This is a genomic window from Lysinibacillus telephonicus (assembly GCF_003966145.1).
In the GTDB taxonomy this organism is placed as follows: domain Bacteria; phylum Bacillota; class Bacilli; order Bacillales_A; family Planococcaceae; genus Ureibacillus; species Ureibacillus telephonicus.
Genome location: NZ_RXNR01000009.1, coordinates 19,372 through 37,879 on the forward strand (window position 1 = coordinate 19,372; position 18,508 = coordinate 37,879).

Annotated in this window: 18 protein-coding genes; 14 read left to right on the forward strand and 4 right to left on the reverse strand. The window is 35.2% G+C overall.

Annotated features, from left to right (window positions below):
- Positions 1–2: 2 nt before the first annotated feature.
- Positions 3–2,192: a DNA topoisomerase III gene (locus tag EKG35_RS04465; RefSeq protein WP_126293163.1), complete on the reverse strand. Its 2,190-nt coding sequence runs from the start codon at positions 2,190–2,192 to the stop codon at positions 3–5.
- A gap of 342 nt (positions 2,193–2,534) precedes the next feature.
- On the opposite strand from EKG35_RS04465, the gene EKG35_RS04470 reads away from it, so the two are divergent.
- The 12 genes from EKG35_RS04470 (at position 2,535) to EKG35_RS04520 (ending at position 13,022) form a co-directional block, all read left to right on the forward strand.
- The gene (locus EKG35_RS04470) at positions 2,535–4,175 is read left to right on the forward strand and encodes a Na/Pi cotransporter family protein (protein ID WP_246020176.1); all 1,641 of its coding nucleotides are present in this window, start codon (positions 2,535–2,537) and stop codon (positions 4,173–4,175) included.
- 167 nt (positions 4,176–4,342) lie between these two features.
- Positions 4,343–4,852: a hypothetical protein gene (locus tag EKG35_RS04475; protein WP_126293165.1), complete on the forward strand. Its 510-nt coding sequence runs from the start codon at positions 4,343–4,345 to the stop codon at positions 4,850–4,852.
- Between the two features lie 35 nt (positions 4,853–4,887).
- The gene (locus tag EKG35_RS04480; protein WP_185807642.1) at positions 4,888–5,076 is read left to right on the forward strand and encodes a hypothetical protein; all 189 of its coding nucleotides are present in this window, start codon (positions 4,888–4,890) and stop codon (positions 5,074–5,076) included.
- A 145-nt stretch (positions 5,077–5,221) separates the two neighbouring features.
- Entirely contained in the window at positions 5,222–5,707 is a 486-nt protein-coding gene (gene ybaK, locus EKG35_RS04485) for a Cys-tRNA(Pro) deacylase (protein WP_126293167.1), read from the forward strand.
- A 177-nt stretch (positions 5,708–5,884) separates the two neighbouring features.
- Positions 5,885–6,553 carry a YczE/YyaS/YitT family protein gene (locus EKG35_RS04490; RefSeq protein WP_126293169.1) on the forward strand — a complete coding sequence of 223 codons (669 nt, stop codon included), beginning with the start codon at positions 5,885–5,887 and terminating at the stop codon, positions 6,551–6,553.
- 169 nt (positions 6,554–6,722) lie between these two features.
- The gene (locus tag EKG35_RS04495; RefSeq protein WP_126293170.1) at positions 6,723–7,910 is read left to right on the forward strand and encodes a glycine C-acetyltransferase; all 1,188 of its coding nucleotides are present in this window, start codon (positions 6,723–6,725) and stop codon (positions 7,908–7,910) included.
- An 89-nt stretch (positions 7,911–7,999) separates the two neighbouring features.
- Positions 8,000–9,070, forward strand: a complete 1,071-nt coding sequence (locus EKG35_RS04500; RefSeq protein WP_126293172.1) for a nucleotide kinase — start codon at positions 8,000–8,002, stop codon at positions 9,068–9,070.
- 359 nt (positions 9,071–9,429) lie between these two features.
- Positions 9,430–10,431, forward strand: a complete 1,002-nt coding sequence (locus EKG35_RS04505) for a methionine ABC transporter ATP-binding protein (RefSeq protein WP_126293174.1) — start codon at positions 9,430–9,432, stop codon at positions 10,429–10,431.
- A gap of 27 nt (positions 10,432–10,458) precedes the next feature.
- Positions 10,459–11,100 carry a methionine ABC transporter permease gene (locus EKG35_RS04510; RefSeq protein ID WP_126293277.1) on the forward strand — a complete coding sequence of 214 codons (642 nt, stop codon included), beginning with the start codon at positions 10,459–10,461 and terminating at the stop codon, positions 11,098–11,100.
- 14 nt (positions 11,101–11,114) lie between these two features.
- The gene (locus tag EKG35_RS04515) at positions 11,115–11,972 is read left to right on the forward strand and encodes a MetQ/NlpA family ABC transporter substrate-binding protein (RefSeq protein ID WP_126293176.1); all 858 of its coding nucleotides are present in this window, start codon (positions 11,115–11,117) and stop codon (positions 11,970–11,972) included.
- A 360-nt stretch (positions 11,973–12,332) separates the two neighbouring features.
- Positions 12,333–12,467, forward strand: a complete 135-nt coding sequence (locus EKG35_RS21400; RefSeq protein WP_281274590.1) for a hypothetical protein — start codon at positions 12,333–12,335, stop codon at positions 12,465–12,467.
- 84 nt (positions 12,468–12,551) lie between these two features.
- Positions 12,552–13,022 carry an AAA family ATPase gene (locus EKG35_RS04520; RefSeq protein ID WP_126293177.1) on the forward strand — a complete coding sequence of 157 codons (471 nt, stop codon included), beginning with the start codon at positions 12,552–12,554 and terminating at the stop codon, positions 13,020–13,022.
- Between the two features lie 212 nt (positions 13,023–13,234).
- Here EKG35_RS04520 and EKG35_RS04525 read toward each other — a convergent pair whose 3' ends face one another.
- Together EKG35_RS04525 and EKG35_RS04530 are read right to left on the reverse strand one after the other, a co-directional pair.
- A complete protein-coding gene (locus tag EKG35_RS04525) occupies positions 13,235–13,885 on the reverse strand; it encodes a LysE family translocator (protein WP_126293179.1) in 651 nt (216 codons plus the stop codon).
- Between the two features lie 537 nt (positions 13,886–14,422).
- Positions 14,423–15,613: a pyridoxal phosphate-dependent aminotransferase gene (locus EKG35_RS04530; protein ID WP_126293181.1), complete on the reverse strand. Its 1,191-nt coding sequence runs from the start codon at positions 15,611–15,613 to the stop codon at positions 14,423–14,425.
- Between the two features lie 382 nt (positions 15,614–15,995).
- Between EKG35_RS04530 and EKG35_RS04535 the strand changes: the two genes are divergently transcribed.
- Positions 15,996–17,072 carry a hypothetical protein gene (locus tag EKG35_RS04535; RefSeq protein ID WP_126293183.1) on the forward strand — a complete coding sequence of 359 codons (1,077 nt, stop codon included), beginning with the start codon at positions 15,996–15,998 and terminating at the stop codon, positions 17,070–17,072.
- A gap of 188 nt (positions 17,073–17,260) precedes the next feature.
- Entirely contained in the window at positions 17,261–17,491 is a 231-nt protein-coding gene (locus EKG35_RS04540; protein ID WP_126293184.1) for a hypothetical protein, read from the forward strand.
- A gap of 40 nt (positions 17,492–17,531) precedes the next feature.
- Here the strand turns inward: EKG35_RS04540 and EKG35_RS04545 are convergent, their stop codons facing one another.
- Positions 17,532–18,344 carry a DUF2262 domain-containing protein gene (locus tag EKG35_RS04545; RefSeq protein ID WP_126293186.1) on the reverse strand — a complete coding sequence of 271 codons (813 nt, stop codon included), beginning with the start codon at positions 18,342–18,344 and terminating at the stop codon, positions 17,532–17,534.
- Positions 18,345–18,508 lie beyond the last annotated feature (164 nt).

Genomic DNA, 18,508 nt, shown 5'->3' on the forward strand with positions numbered 1-18,508 from the left:
GCTTAATCTAATTTCAGACCTTTTAATGCTTCTGCTAATGCGTTATTCACAGGCTCTTCTTGATTTTGCTGTTTTAAATACTTTTGTACAGTGCGTTTATCTACTTTTCCTTTCGATTCTTTGTTGCGGCGTTGTTGGAAAGTGGATAACTTTTCGCGATATCCACATTTACACACAAAAATTTGTCCTTCGCCTTCACCACGCAACTCCAGCTTTTTATGACATTGTGGACAACGAGCGTTTGTAACGCGGGATACATTTTTGCGATGTCCACACTCTCGATCCTGGCAAACAAGCATTTTGCCTTTTTTACCGTTTACTTCAAGCATCGGTTTTCCACAGTCAGGGCAAGATTTTGTGGAAATGTTATCATGTTTATATTTTTTATCGCATGCCTTTATTTCCGAAACGATTTCTTTTGTATAATTTTTCATTTCAGAAATAAATACTTCTTTTTTCAATTTTCCATTTGCAATTTGCTCAAGTTTCATTTCCCATTCTGCGGTAAGGGCAGGGGATTTTAATTCTTCCGGAACTAAATCAAGTAATTGACGACCTTTAGAAGTAATGTAAATTTCTTTGCCGCCGCGTTTTTCAATTAAAAATGAATTAAATAATTTATCAATAATATCAGCACGTGTCGCAACTGTTCCGAGACCACCAGTTGACTTCAATGTTTCAGCTAATTGTTTATTTTGAGTACCCATATATTTCACTGGGTTTTCCATTGCTGAAAGTAAGGTTGCCTCGGTAAAACGCGCTGGTGGCTTTGTCTGGCCAGAAGTCTGGGCAATCAATTTCACATTTAAGGTTTGACCTTTTTCAATGCGAGGCAAAATTTGTTCTTTTACATCATCGGTATTTTCTTCATCATCGAAACGATTCTCATATACCTCTTTCCAACCACTCGAAAGAATCGTTTTTCCATGAGCAATAAAACTTTCATCCCCAATTTTTGCACGAAGAGTCAGCTGTTCATATTCAAATGCAGGGAATAATACTGCCAAGAAACGCTTTACGACTAAATCATAAATTTTTCGCTCTTTATCATTAAATGCAGAGAAGTTAACGTATCCTTCAGTCGGAATGATTGCATGGTGGTCACTTACTTTACTGTCATCGACAAAGGATTTATTTGATTTTATAGGTTTAGAAAGCACCTTATTTGTCAGTTGACGATATTCTCCAACACCACATGCTTTTAATCTTTCAGGAAGTGTCGCCACTATGTCACTTGATAAATAGCGTGAATCAGTTCGGGGGTATGTCAACACCTTATGCTGCTCATACAATTTCTGCATAATATTTAATGTTTCTTTTGCTGAATATCCAAAAATTTTGTTGGCATCACGTTGAAGCTCTGTTAAATCATAAAGACCAGGTGCAAATGATTTTTTCGATTTGCTTTCAATGTCTGACACAACTGCATTTTGACGGCCAAGCTTTTTAACCAGCCCATCTATTTTTTCTTTATCAAAGCTACGGATATTTCCGTTTTTATCTTGCCACGTTAGTTTTAAATCGTCTGTTGTTTGAGCTTCAATTCCATAATAGGTTTGCGGCTTAAAGTTTTTAATTTCCTCTTCACGCTGGGCAATAATTGCGACAGTAGGAGTTTGCACGCGGCCACAGTTCAGTTGCGCATTAAAACGGGTAGTGAGTGCGCGGGTTGCATTTAAACCGATATACCAATCTGCTTCTGATCGAGCAACAGCGGAAGCATATAAGTTTTCATATGCTTTCCCTGGTTTTAAATTTTTGAAGCCATCTTTAATCGCTTTGTCGGTAACAGATGAAATCCATAAACGTTTAATCGGTTTCTTTACTTTTGCTTTTTCAATGATCCAACGGGCAACTAATTCACCCTCACGACCAGCATCCGTTGCAATAATAATATCCGATACGTCGTTGCGTAATAATTGTGATTTTACTGCATTAAATTGTTTGCCGGATTGCTTAATAACCGTTAATTTTAAACGGTCTGGCAGCATCGGCAAATCCTCTAAATTCCACGTTTTATATTTCACATCGTAGCTTTCGGGATCGGCTAATGTAACTAAATGCCCCAAAGCCCAAGTAACAATATATTGATCACCTTCAAGATAACCGTTGCCTTTTTTACTGCATTTTAATACTCTAGCGATATCACGCGCTACAGATGGTTTTTCAGCTAGCACTAAGCTTTTTGCCATGATAAACATCCTTTCTAATTTCCATACGATTATAGCATATGCTCCTTGCAGTTTCAGTTAGGGAGGAAATTATTCATATAGAAAAAAGGTTTTAAAAATTCAATTTGAGTTATTTAAGCTGATTCGGGAATACTTTTTAAAAGAAAATATAAATGAAAAATTTCCATAACCTTCTATTATAAAGGTGAATTATTATGTAAACATCAAAATTATGAACATTTTATTAACCAATTGTAAAGGGATTGTAAATGTTATATTTCAAATTTGTAAAAACATTTACATTGCTGCGTAAATTATAAATAATAGGTGTCGAAACAATCGAAAGGGTGAAAATATAAAAAAATGGATTGGCAGACGATGATTTTCCAGTTCCTGGGCGGTTTAGGTTTATTTTTATTTGCAATTAAGTTTATGGGAGACGGTCTGCAAAAAGCAGCAGGAGATCGGCTTCGAGAAATATTAGATAGATTTACAACAAATCCTTTAATGGGCGTTTTAGTCGGGATTGTTGTTACCGTATTAATTCAGTCTAGTTCAGGGACAACGGTTATTACTGTTGGACTTGTTAGTGCAGGATTTATGACATTGCGTCAGGCAATTGGCGTTATTATGGGTGCCAATATTGGTACGACGGTTACGGCATTTATTATCGGTTTTGATGTCGGGGCTTATTCATACCCAATTATGGCACTTGGTGCTGTCCTTTTATTCTTCTTTAAAAAGAATACAATTCAGAATATCGGACAAATTTTATTCGGTTTTGCAGGTTTATTTATCGGGTTAGAAATGATGGGGGATGGCATGAAGCCCCTGCGAGACTGGGATGCATTTATTGATTTAACAGTTAACTTTAGTGACCATCCTATCTTAGGGGTTATTGCAGGAACATTGTTTACAGTAGTTGTACAATCATCCTCTGCAACAGTAGGTATTTTACAAGGACTATATTCGGAAGGGCTAATTCCTTTAGGTGGAGCTCTACCAGTTCTATTTGGTGACAATATAGGAACAACGATTACAGCTGTACTAGCTTCTTTAGGTGCTTCTATTACAGCTCGTCGTGCAGCGGCTTCACACGTATTATTTAACATCATTGGATCAATTATATTCTTATTAATACTACCATTATTCACTAATTATGTTGAGTGGATTTCTGGTGCACTAAATCTTGAAGAGAAAATGCAAATTGCTTTTGCTCATGGTACGTTTAATGTAGTTAATACAATCATTCAGCTACCGTTCGTAGGTGTTTTAGCATATATTGTGACTAAAATTGTCCCTGGTGAGGACGAATCGATTGAGTATGCACCGAAGCACTTAGACTTATCGCTAATTGAGCAATCCCCATCAATTGCATTGGGACAAGCAAAACAGGAAGTAGTAAGAATGGGTGAATTTGCAGTAAAAGGTCTTCAAGAATCGATGGATTTCTTATTTACTGGTGACAAGAAACATGTAACAATGACAGTACAATTAGAGGATGCGATTAATAATTTAGATCGAGTAACGACAGATTATTTAGTAGAGCTATCAAAAGAATCACTTTCTGAAACAGATTCTAAATTGCATCACTCGCTATTCCAAAATATTCGTGATATTGAGCGGGTAGGGGATCATTTCGAAAACCTTGTCGAATTAATTCAATCTAAAGAAATGAATCGTGTTAAATTCAGCGAAGAAGCTTATGAAGAGCTAAAGGAAATGTACGAATTCGTTTTAGATACAGTAAGCCTATCAGTCCTTGCTTTAGATAAACAAAGCAAAGAATTTGCAAGAGAAGTTATTAGCAAGGAAGATCGAATTGATGAATTGGAACGTGTATTGCGCAAACGCCATATTTATCGCTTAAATAATGGAGAATGTTCAGGCTCAGCAGGCATTATTTACGCTGATATTATAAGTAACTTAGAGCGTATCGGTGATCATGCAGTAAATATTGCTGAGACAATATTAGAAGAAAATCATCCGTTTGGAGCAATTTAATTAAAGGCTGTGCGAAGATTATTTCTTTGCACAGCTTTTTAATTTTCCGTATAAATAATGTGTTGCTTTTTTCGTTATTTAAATCAAAATATTTGTAAATTTAGTTTAAGAAAATTACTATATTATGTAAAATATATGAAAATTTATGTTAAAAAAAGGTGATGCGGATGAGAATTGCGAGTCTTTTAAATGAAGGCAACATTAATATGGATGAGCGCAAACGTTTAATGCAGCGCAAAGAAATGAATGATGCCTATAAAAAGAATGCCAGTTACACTCAAAAGAATACTAGCACAATGCTAGAAATTCTTGAGAATCTAATTACCGGTAAAACCGAAAAAGAACTCTTCGAAAATGATAATGTTACTTTAAATAAAGATTTGGAAAGTGTCCAAGAAGATACAATTGAAAATTATTTATCACCTGTCAAAAATGAGATTGCCAGTAGTGGAGATGATGGCTTTGAATCATTTTCAGACGAGCAATTCGAATTCGTAATCCCTGAACGTTTTATGCAAAGCTTCAATCGAAATTTTGAGCAAGTGGGAGGAAAGCAGTTAGAAAATATAATATTTGAAAGAACTTACAACAAGGCTGTTTCAACATACACTTATCATATGCAACTAGCACAGAACGGATATAACATTGATCAACCACAATATTTTTTAACTGCATAAAACAATAAAGAATACTTAAAGACTTGGCAAACATAATGACAGTTGTTCCAAGAGTAGAAAAAACATTCGGAAAGGTAAAAGAAGAGGATCTGACAAAAACTGCTCCAAGTTATAATCCAAACTTTGACGGTAAGCCATTGTCCTTCTTAATTGATCACTTAATTGTTCAACATGTTGTAGGGCATTATGATCAATTGGTTCGACATTTACAAAAAGTTCTATAATGATTAAAAAATGTCTATTTCAAGCTTCGAAAGCTAAAATGGGCATTTTTGTTTTTTTATAATAAAACAAAATATCAATGAAATCTTTACAAATTTGATATGATTTAGGTATGGAATTTTTCTATATATAGGAGTAGTGTTATAGATGGCAAAACAAAAACTGGCAAAGACAAATGCGGTTCGTTTATTAGATCAAAAAAAAATCGCCTACAACTTAATGGAGTATACAATTGAGGACAATCGACTTGATGGGGTGACAGTTGCACAAAAGGTGGGGCATCCGGCTTCTCATGTATTTAAAACACTAGTGACAACAGCAGGTGCAGGTAAATTTTTTGTTTTTGTTATTCCTGTAGCAGAGGAATTAAATTTGAAGGCATGTGCAAAAGCAGCTGGTGAAAAGAAAATTGAAATGCTCCATGTAAAAGATTTATTGGCTACTACAGGGTATATCCGTGGTGGATGTTCGCCAGTAGGAATGAAGAAGCTGTTTCCAACCTTTATTGACGAATCAGCTAAAAATCTTGAGTATATTCTAGTAAGTGCGGGTAAGATTGGGATGCAAATTCAATTAAATCCCAGTGATTTAATTAAAGTAACCCAAGGGAAGTTTGCAAGTTTAACAATATAGTTGTGGGTGTCAACTTCTAAAGAAAGTTTAAAAGAATGTCTAGCGTAAGCTATCCGATTCCTTTAGGTCGCTGTCTGCCCTTGATTGAGAGTGGGTAGGCTTATCGAATTAGGGCTACCCACATCCAGCAGTTAAAGGGAGCTTACGCTTTTCTATAAAGAGAAAGAAGGCTTTATAATGCGAAGAGAGTTAAAGTGGAAATGGCTATTCTTTTTTGGGGGAATTGCTATTATGTCACTTGGCATTTCGATGATAATTAAGGGGAAAGTGTTAGGAGTGAGCCCGTGGGATGTGCTGCATATCGGTTTATTTAAGCAAATCGGCTTTTCAATCGGTTCATGGTCGATTATTACCGGTTTAGTTATTGTTACAGGCGCATCTATCTATTTAAAACAATGGCCGAAAGTAGCAACATGGTTGAATATGATTCTTTGTGGTGTATTCATTGATGGTTTTAGCTGGCTGCTACCTAATACGGATATTTTTATTTTTGAAGTCCTATATTTTATTTTTGGTCTAGTCGTTATGTGTTTAGGATGTGCTATGTATATTTCGCCTAATTTAGGCGCAGGGCCGCGTGATACACTTATGATTTTAATTGTGGAGAAATTTGGTGGTTCAATCCGTAGAGCACGTTTCATAATGGAGTTATCGGCAGTAGTTTTAGGATGGCTGCTTGGAGGACCTGTTGGAATTGGAACGATTATTATCGTGTTATCTACAGGTTCCATCATTCAACCGGCCTTGTCATTTTTTAGAAAGCTGCTGGAGAAGCAAATTTCAGAACCAGAGGCCGAAAAACTTGTTTCCAAACATCAATCTAAAACACTCGCAAAAGAATCATAGCTTTTGCGAGTGTTTTAAATTTTCCTTTAAGCTATAAAAGTACAAACTAAATAAAATAATTTTGCCAATTATTGTTTTCACATAGTGAGTGTATGAAATAGAGGGGATTCTTTGATAGTTGTTATGCTAAAATGAACATAGAATTTTTTGAATGGGAGATGTTGAAGGTATGGCTAAAATTTTAGATACATTTTTAAATGAAAACTTACAGATTCTGCGAGATCAAGGTTTATACAATGAAATCGATGCTGTAGAAGGCGCTAATGGTCCGATTATTCAAGTGAACGGAAAGCAACTAATTAACCTATCTTCAAACAACTATTTAGGATTGGCAACCAATGGGGAACTAAAGCAAGTTGCCAAGGAAGCAATTGATAAGTATGGTGTTGGTTCAGGGGCAGTCCGTACAATTAATGGAACACTAGACCTTCATGTGAAATTAGAGGAAAAGCTTGCAGAATTTAAAGGTACAGAAGCGGCGATTTCTTATCAATCTGGCTTTAACTGTAATATGGCTGCCATCTCTGCAGTCATGGATAAAAATGATGCGATTCTGTCAGATCAATTAAACCATGCTTCTATTATTGACGGCTGTCGTTTATCAAAGGCTAAAATTATTGCATACAATCATTCTGATATGGAAGATTTACGTGCAAAAGCAAAAGAAGCAAAAGAGTCAGGCTTATACAATAAAATTATGGTTATTACAGACGGAGTTTTCTCGATGGATGGCGATATTGCAAAGCTTCCTGAAATTGTGGGAATTGCAAAAGAGTTTGACTTAATCACTTATGTAGATGATGCTCATGGTTCAGGTGTAACAGGTAAAGGAAAAGGAACTGTAAAACATTTTGGACTAGAAAAAGAAATCGACTTCCAAATCGGTACCCTATCGAAAGCGATTGGGGTAGTAGGTGGTTATGTGGCAGGGAAGAAAAATTTAATCGATTGGTTAAAAGTTCGCTCTCGTCCATTTTTATTCTCAACAGCTGTAACTCCGGGAGATGTTGCTGCCATTACACGTGCAGTACAATTGATTATGGACTCAACCGAATTGCACGACAAACTTTGGGAAAATGGCGACTACTTAAAAGCAGGTTTGAAAAAGTTAGGATTTAACATTGGTGCGTCAGAAACGCCAATCACTCCATGTATAATTGGGGATGAAAAGCTAACGCAACAGTTTTCTAAACGCCTTGTAGAAGAAGGGGTTTACGCAAAAGCGATCGTCTTCCCTACAGTACCAAAAGGAACAGGGCGTGTGCGCAATATGCCAACAGCAGCCCACACAAAAGAAATGCTCGATAACGCTCTTGCAATCTATGAAAAAGTAGGTCGTGAATTAGGAGTAATCTAAAGATGAGGTACCTAGTGAACTAAAACTAGGTACCTTTTTTAGGCTGTTGACATAAAAATAAGTTAACGAATCTATGGAAGGATGAAATTTTGACTGGGACAATAACATACTTTTTCGGGCAAGCAATGACTGGGCAAGGCATGAAACATTTATATAAAGAATTAATGAGCACGGAAGCAAACACAGTATATCTTTTAAAAGGAGCACATAGTTTTAAAATATCTGATCTGCTTGGAAAACTTGCAAATCACTACAGCAATAAAGGAGTAGACGTTGAATACTTCCTTGACCCGCTTTTTGAAAATACCCTCGAAGCTATATTCGTAAAAAATCCTTACAACATTCTTTACCTCCAAGCTACCAATCCATCTGTTGAACCTATCGTATTAGGAAAAAGAGATAAAGTCATTTCATTATATGATTGTCTAGATGAGCAAAAGCTTACTTTACATGGTGAGCAACTTGAACAATTATATGAAACAAAAGCAGAATACTATCAAAATTGCTTTTCTGCTTTAGCTAATGCGATTAAAATTCATGATGATTGGGAAGTTGAAACAAGAAGATATATGAACTGGCAAGGACTAGATGAACAATTTGATGAACTAAAGAGCGATCTTTTTGGGGACGCAAAACTAGCTAAAATTGCAAAAAGAACACACCGTCTGCTTGGAACATTAACTCCAAAAGGGGCGCGGGATACGGTTAAAAGCATCACAGAAAATCTTGAAAGAAGGCTGTTTATAAAAGGTTACCCAGGCACTGGAAAGTCATCTATGATGAAAAAACTTGCCGACGAAGCTGCTTCAAGAGGATATGATGTGCAAATGGTATGGTGTGGTCTTGATTCAAATTCAGTAGATATGGTTATTTTACCAGAGCTAAAGTTTTGTATTTTTGACAGCACTGAACCACATGTTTACTTCCCGGATGAAAGTCGAGCTGGAGATGAAATCTTTGACATTGCTCAGCATTGCCATCCAACAAAGGTTGAAGAGAGCAATATACAAAAGATTGTTGCAGAATATAAATCTGCTATTTATGATGCGACAATCAATGCCAATTTGTATGCTCAGGAAGAGAGAAAGGTACGCGAAATAATAGATCAAGCAGTCAATTCAGAAGAATTTGATAAACGGACAGAGGGATTATTTATATAAGAAAGTAATTTGTTTTCTACTTAAATAATATGGGGATTAATGATATCTAAAGCAGGGGCGTCCAAAAAATAAAAGTTACTGGACGGCCCAGCCTCCTTTTTTTTTTACTCCTGCAGTACTACGCAACTTCATCGCAAGAAAAGAAATTCAAAATTCCTTTTAGAATAACCACTTTGCTGCTTTTTTACTATATGGGTAGCAATTTTTTTATTTTGAGTTAAAATTATAAAAATAGTTTATTATTTTATTAGTCAAACAATTTCTCTGTATTTATTGACATAACAGAGATTTCAATGTATTTTGATAAAATATAGATGTTTAGTTGGTATTAACTAATACTGACCAGTGAGGAGAAGTACATGCTAGAGTTTCAAAATATTACGAAAATCTATGAATCTAAAAAGAAACAAATAGTCGGTGTAGATAACGTCTCTCTAACGATTAACAAAGGCGACATTTTTGGAATCGTTGGCTACTCTGGTGCAGGGAAAAGTTCATTACTTCGTTGTGTAAATTTACTAGAAAGGCCGACAAGTGGGAAAGTTCTTGTTGATGGTGTAGATTTAACACAACTTTCTAGTAGTGAATTGCGTATCGCTCGTTTAAAAATCGGGATGATATTCCAGCATTTTTATCTTATTAGCCAAAAGACAGTTGGTGAAAATATTGCCTTTGCATTACGGGCTGCAAAAACACCAAAAAACAGAATTGAACAACGTGTTAATGAACTGCTTGAAATGGTAGGTCTAACCGATAAGCGGGATGTTTATCCTGGACAGCTCAGTGGCGGGCAAAAACAACGTGTTGGGATTGCAAGAGCACTAGCAAACAATCCTTCTATTCTACTTTGTGACGAAGCAACATCAGCACTCGATCCAAAAACAACACTTTCCATCTTGAGATTATTGAAAGAAATTAATGAAAAGCTAGGAATTACAATTGTTCTAATTACACATGAAATGGATGTTGTAAAAGAAATTTGTAATCGAATGGCGATTATGCAAGATGGCCGTGTAGTTGAAACGGGCGAAGTTTATGATATATTCGCTGAGCCGAAAGAGCCTCTAACACAAGAGTTTATTAAAAGTGTCGTATCTTTTGATATTCCAAATGAAATTTTAAAGGATGTAAAAGGACAAATTATTAAAATTTTATTTAAAGGCGAAGTGGCAGGCGAAGGTGTTATTTCTGATACAATGCAACGCTTTAATGTAAAAGGAAACTTTCTACATGGCACGATTGAATACATACAAGAACGTCCACTTGGGATTTTCATCATGGAATTACAAGGTGAAATTGCCGCAGTAAATGAGGCCAAGCATTATATGGAACAACGTGGCGCAATAGTGGAGGTGGTCTAGGTGTTCGATTTTCCGTATTTTATAAGTATGCTGCCAGATATTTGGAAAGCCTTCAAAGAAACAATCATTATGATTGCGATTTCGGTTTCAATCTCACTAGTTATTGGGTTGCCGCTAGGTATTTTATTATTCGTATCAGATAAAGGAATGTTTTGGGAAAATCGATTTATTAAAAATGTATTTGGATTTGCGGTGAACTTAGTACGTTCCATCCCTTACATTATTTTGTTAGTTGCATTATTCCCGCTAACGAATTTACTCATTGGTTCAACGATTGGACCAGTTGCAGCAAGTGTTTCTCTTTCTGTGGCAGCTATCCCATATTTTGCAAGACTCGTAGAATCATCGATGAGAGAAATTGATAAAGGTGTTGTTGAAGCTACAATTGCTGTTGGCGCTACACCATGGATGATTATAAAGGATGTCCTAATTCCAGAAGCAAGATCAAGTATTATTCGAGGGGTCACATTAACGATTATTAGTTTGGTTGCTTACTCTGCGATGGCAGGGGTAGTAGGCGGCGGAGGTATCGGGGATTTAGCGATACGATTCGGCTATTATCGTTATGACGATACAATTATGATCGCAACAGTAGCTATCTTAGTTATTTTAGTACAACTAATTCAATTAACTGGAGAACTAGTTGCAAAATCAATCGATAAAAGATAAAAGGAGAATAAAAAATGAAGAAGTATTTACTAGTATTCCTTACACTTGCATTAGCTGTAGTTTTAGCGGCATGTGGCGGTAAGGATGAAGCTGCTACAACAACTAATGGCAGCAACAGCACAGCTGACACTACTGAAGACAAAGAGATTATTTTAGGAGCTACTGCAGGCCCATATAGTGATATGTTAAAGAAAGCAATCATCCCTCAATTAGAGGAAAAAGGGTATACAGTAGAACTTAAAGAATTTGGTGACTACATTCAACCCAACATTGCATTAAACAATGGCGACATTGATGCAAACTTGTTCCAACATACAATTTATTTAGAAACTTTCGAACAGCAAAACAATATGGATTTAGAGCCGTTAATTATCGTACCAACTGCTCCAATGGGCTTTTTCTCAGATAAATTTACTTCTGTAGAAGAAATTGCTGACGGTGCAACAGTTGCACTTCCAAACGACCCATCAAATGCAGCACGTGCGCTTTCATCTTTACAAGAACAAGGTTTAATTGAAATCGACCCTAACGTTGATACTTTAACTGCATCAGAAAAAGATGTTGTGAAAAACGATAAAAACTTAGTGTTCCAGCCAGTTGAAGCTGCTTCACTACCACGCCAAATCCAAAGCGTTGACATCGCAGCAGTGCCAGGTAACTTCGCTTTAGCAGCTGGCTTAGATCTAATGGATGCAATGTTCTTAGAAAACATGCCAGACAAATACCGCAATGTTGTAGCAGTAAAAGCTAAAAATAAAGATAGCCAACTTGCAAAAGACATTATTGAAATCGTAGAATCAGCTAAATTTGAAGAAGTAATTGACGCTGAATTCCAAGGTTTCGGTAAACCGGAATGGATGACAAATCGTTAATTTAATAACTTTAGTAAAAAGAGCTTAAGGTGTTTGTTAATAGCGAATACCTTAAGCTTTTTATTTGGTTTTTTATATGACTTTGAGGAAGATATCCACGACTTGAAAGTTACAGGTAATACAAGATGCCTCGTGCTAGTAATAAATTTCACCTTCGAACTTAGGTACTTTTATTATGGAAAATAATTTAAAGTGAAGTAGATATTTATGCTAATATGGGTGGGAACTTAGCTGCTAGGGGAGAGAAATATTATTGGGAGTTCTATCCCTTTTTTATGCTAGTTGGTTGTAATGAATTATCAGAGGAAGAGAGATCAGGCTGGACTTAATTGAATCCTAAAAATTAAGGAGGAAAATATATTGTTAGAGATTGATAAAGTAAAGGAAAGAATACAACAGCTAGAAGAATTAGAAGCCAAAAGTCTTTTGCTAATAATGTATGCAAGGCTCGATACAGCAATAAATGGAACAGGTAGCGATGAAGTTATTAAATAAACTATCAGTGATTTATTTGATATTTATTCGACAATTCCATTTCGGAATAAGGATAGCCAATGATATTCCAGGAGGAAATAAACTATGACTTTTGAAAGAGGAATTTATATTATAACGGGGATAATGGCCTCCGGTAAATCTACAATTGCACAAATGTTAGCAGAGCAATTTGAAAAAGGTGTTCACGTGCGTGGAGATATTTTCCGAAAAATGATCGTAAAAGGGAATATTGATATGACTCCAGATTATTCTCAAAGTGCCGTCGAGCAATTGAAACTACGTTATAAGATGGCTGCAAAGGTGGCTGAAATGTATTACAATGCAGGGTTTTCTGTAGTTATACAAGATACGTATTTAGGAAAAGAAGTAATTTCTTTTCTAAATGAATTCGAATCTAAGCCAGTTTACTTTATTACGTTAAATCCGAGTGTTGAATCAATAATTAATAGAGAGCAAAAACGAAATAAGACAGGGTATACTACTTGGCAAGTTGAACCTCTTTATGAAGTACTAATCAATGAAAATCCTAAAATCGGATTGTGGATTGATTCCTAAACAATGTCTCCTGAAGAAACGGTATCTTGGATTATGAAATGTTTAAAAACTGAAGCACGAATTAAATAAATGCTATAGTACATTAAGCTGATTGATCATAAATATTTCTAAGAAAGAGAGTATTTCGATCAGGATAAAAACTAAACCCCGAATAATGAACACTTAAAAAGTGCTCTATTCGAGGCCTTTACTATGGAGAACAATACTTTGGTTTAATTTTTTGCTTTTCCTTCCAACGCCAACCAGGCACCAAGACCGAGCAATGTTACTCCACTTATAGTCTGTTGCCACCAAAGTGCTATTTTACTTTTTGCTAGGAAATTACCAAATAAACTTGCTATTAAAGCTACTGTAATATCAACAATTAAACCTAATATACCTAAAATTAAACCTAAAATTATAAATTGAATCGCTGTATTCGATAAACTAGGGTCAATAAATTGAGGAATAAATGTTAAGAAGAATAAAGCTACTTTTGGATTGAATATATCTGTAAGTGCACCTTCCCAAAACGCTTTACGAATGCTAACTTTCTTCTTATCTGTTGAAATGCTAAAACTATTTCTATTTTTGAGTGTTTGTATTCCTAAATATATTAAATATGCTGCACCTATATATTTTAATATAAGAAAGGCCCACACAGATGTCATTAGGATTGCAGATAAACCTAATACAGCTAATAAAATATGAATGATTGTCCCTATCTGGATGCCAATGGCTGTTGCAATTCCATGCTTTCTTCCTTGAGAAATACTTCGACTTATTACAAACGCCATATCTGGTCCAGGTGCCACACATATAATAAATGCAGCTAGAATAAATGCAGGTAAGAGCGAATAATCAATTAAATGAAAATCGAACATTTGTGATCCTCCTTAAAATTTATAAAATTATAATAATCTTTAATGCACAATAAAACAATAAGGATTCTGAATATTGCGTAACTTATTTGTAAGTTTTTTCTAAAAACATTTTCTGATAAATACTTGATAGGTTAATATAAGGACATCCCTTTAATGAAGGACTTTCTAAAAGGGTCTTTTTTATTTAGATAACTAATAAACTTCTGATGTTCTACTTTAGAGGCAATTTGTAGGGCTGTAGAGTATCTTCATGGCGATATTTAAGAATACTGAAGTGATGAAGTAAGTGAAGATAATAAAGTAGAGACAGAAGACGTTACCGTATGCCATTTACCATTTTCCTTTGTCCGCATTTTTTATATGGGTTGCTGTAAAAGAATATCCAAACCAAACCAATACATGGAGTCTCGTTTGTGGATTTTATTATTAATTGTTAGCTTTTTTATACAGCAAAGGAAAAACTGAATTTTGAAGAATAAAGTAAAAATGGACGCCCATTAATTTTTGGGGACGTCCATTTTCAATGAAAGATTCGAGTTAATTTGATATTAAAACGTTTTTCACTTTAAAAATATTTAACTTTTCAATTCTGCTAATTGCTTCTGTCAAACGATCCTCACTTACCAATAGGCCAACTCGAATATAACCTTCACCGTACTCCCCAAAGCCGTTTCCTGCTGCAACCGCAACATCTGCTTTGTCTAATAATAAATCAGCAAATTGTTCGCTTGTATATCCATCAGGGACGGGGAGCCATGCAAAGAATGAACCTTTTGGAGCTTTTACATCCCAGCCAATTCGTTTTGCTTCTCTTATGAGTGCATTTCGTCGATTTTCATAAATTACGCATTGTTCGTCTACACAATCTTGTTCTCCATCAAGTGCTGCTATTGCGGCATATTGGATTCCAGGGAAGATGCTGCAAAACAGATGGTCTTGAATCAAGTTGATAGCCTCAATAATATCTGCATTTCCAACTGCGAAGCCAACACGCCATCCCGCCATATTGTACGTTTTAGATAACGTATAAAGTTCCACACCGACTTCTTTTGCTCCATCAGCTTGAAGGAAGCTTACAGGACGCTGCCCATCGAACCCGATTGCACCGTAAGCGAAATCATGTACAACTGCTATTTCACTTTCCTTAGAAAATTCAACTGTTTTATTGAAGAATTCAAGATCCGCTGTACCACCAGTTGGGTTGTTTGGATAGTTTAAATACATTAATTTAGCTCGTTGCTTAACTTCATCTGATAATGCATTGTAATCTGGCAAAAATTCATTTTCTTCACGTAGAGGCATCGTATCAAAGTGAACATCGCCAAGCGCTACACCTGATAAGTAATCAGGATAACCCGGATCAGGCAAAAGCATATAATCACCAGGATTTAAAATGGCCATTGGCAGCTCAACTAAGCCAATTTTTGAACCGCCTAGAATCGCCACTTCCGTATTTGGATCAATGTCCACATTATATTCTCTTTTATAAAAGTTTGCTGCTGCTTCTTTTAACTCCTGAATACCACGAAACGGGGAATATTTATGTGTTTGTGGGTTTTCCGACGCTTGCTGAAGAGCTTTTATAATATGAGCAGGCGTTGGTCTATCGGGGTTCCCTTGGCCGAGATTAATGACATCTCGTCCTTCTGCAATCGCTGCATTTACTTTTTGCACAAGCGCAGCAAAAAACTGCGTTGGGAGCTTTTGAAGTTTATTTGAAAATTCCATGTCAGTTCCTCTTTTTCAATAAATTTATTTGCATAGGTATACGGGAAATTCCAAACCTATGAAAAATCAAATAGTTATAACCGAAATATTCGGAAAATAAATTCCGGAAATTCTTTCTTTAATAATATAATTGTTTGAGTGCTTCGTAAACCATGGATTTCAAGTGGAAAATCAATTTATTAATATAGTAATTACTATAAAAATCTTTTTCGATTTAACTGTTGCAGCTATCGTTTCTTTTCCTGTTAGTGTTTAGAAGCATTATAGAGGTATGGAAAAATAATAGAATCCTTAGACAATTATTAAAAGTAGTTTGATATAATTATATAATAAATGGTAAATAAGGTGCGTTTTGGGCACCTGCTTGAATGGAGATTGAAAGATGAAGAAGTTTTTATATTTACTTACTTTAATAATTCTAATGGTTGGGTGTTCAAATGAGGATGCCAACACAAAAAACGGTAGTGGTGAAGTAGCAAATAAAAATACGCAAGAATCACAAAAAGAAGTGCAACAAATAGAAAAGAAAACGCCAGAGGAGTATTTAGAAGAATTTAAGAAAACTACTGAATATCAAGAAATTAAAAGTGAAGATATAGCATTTAACGAGGTAGTAGATTTTGAGGGTGATGAACTTCCTGAGATCGTATTAGGTGTTAATAGTGATGTAATACAATCAGAAGTTTTGATTTTCAAATTACAAAATGAAGTTTGGGAAAAGGCTTCAAGTTTTACATACGATACTAGTTTAGCGATTCGGCTGGAACAAAATGTGAAATTCACATACGATGATTCGGTAAAAGAGGCATTTGCCTTTGAAACTGTAGAAGCATATGCCAATACGATGAGTTCAAGTGTAGTCATCCTAAACTACAATAACGAAACTGCAGCCTTTGAAGAACTAGCCAATATCAAATTACAATCTACTGATACTTTAAATTTAAGTTTGGGTAATAATAAATTTAATGTTATAGGAGAAAGTGATACATTAAAATATAATTTTAAAAATGGTGAATTAGTAGATGATGAAGGTAAACGAATTGGCTTAATTATCGATGATGAATTAGCGAAATTAATAGGTACGACTATTAATAATTATTTTATTACATATGGCGACTCGTATTACACGGCACAAGAGAAAATTACGGAGCCGTTAGAACAGGAAACCTACTATGAAGGTGGGCTTTGTTCATTTTATTCCTCGTTCTTTATTTGTAATTCTGATCATCAAGGTTTAATTTATGCTTATTATATTACACCTACTAATATGGTAACTGTGGAGGATTTATCTAGGTTCTTTAATCAATCAATAGATATTATTGAGACAGAAAATATGATTGATGATAGTGGTACTTTTTATTCGAGTGAAATAGTAACAGATATAGGGACATATCAATTAGAATTTAACGGGAACTCACCTCAAGCAGAGCTTGAAATGATCATATTTATTCCTAGTTAATTTCTATTGTGTCATAAACCACTCTTGAAATAAATTCCAGTTGTTTACGGAATATAATTTAATTGTATTTAAATGGGGTATCTACCTAATCTTTGCACTTTGTAAATTCCACGTATCTTCCCATTTTAATATTGGGGAAGATACTATGGTGAAATATTAGTTACCCCATTTGAAAAGGAGTGTTGTACATGTTAGTAAAAAACCTAATTCAAGCACTACAAGAACTAGATCAAGAGAAAGAAATTAGAATCTCCCTTCGTAATGGTTGGAGACCAACTGGAACGAAACCAGTTGAAATGATTGATTATGCTGTAGACATGGATACAAATAAAGTTTCTTATTTCATTGATGTAGATATTCATTTCGAATATGAATCTTCTAAGGGGGATGAAAAATTCGTGGATCCAAAATCAGACTAACTTCTTTCTTAATTATAGATACAAAGATACTTTAACCTGTTTAACCGGCTATTTCTGCTGAATCAAATTTTCCATCTATATTTCCGCATACAATGATGGAATGTCCCCAGAACATATCTCCATCAGAATAGAAGATTTCAAAATCACCTTCTGGATAAACGCATATCGTGCTTAATTTCATTAACCCCATAAACATTTCCTTAGTGATTTCTTGGATTTCTGTTTCCTCATCATCCTGTAGCCAATCATTTGCCAACTCAGTTAGTTCTTCTGCAGCATATTCTTTTACTCTCTGGCTCCATTCATCCTGTTGCTCGAAAAGTACATAGGCGGTTTTCAATGCTGATTTCATCTTATCATTGTCTTCAAACCAATCAAAAGACAACAGCCCTTCATCATTTGCCCATATTATCTTTTTTTCAAAAGTATTAACGCTTTTAATCAATTCAAACTGACCTAGTATTTCATCATTGTAAAAAACAGGTTTTAAAGATTCTTGAAGTACCACTTCCAAATCATCGTCTTGATAGGAAGTTTCTAAAACCTTAACAAGCATCATAGAACCTTCTCCCTTTCGAATTTGTAACCTTACGATGGAGTTCATGTCCAATAAATCTCTTGATTCCTCAAATTCCTTATCATTAGCGAGCCATTGCAAACGCAAATTTTCCTTGATGACAGGATCATTGCTATTTAACTTTTTCCACCCAATTAAAGGGATGGATGCTTGCCATAATGTATTTCCTGCTGCTCTCCCTGCGCCAACACCTGATGCACCTGTAACTGCTGCTATTTCGATTACATCGTCTGTAAATCTCTTTTCAAAATTGCTGACTTCATTCGATATGCTCATTTTAAACACTCTCCTCGTTCGTTTTTACGATTACTAACGTTACTAAGTTTCATTTTTTCCTTTTTAAAGATCGTTCATTAAAGTTGTCATAGTAGTGAGGGTTGTTGAAAACATTGCTATATATGGCATGTTCAAATGTTTTTTGATATGGTTTACTTAGTAGT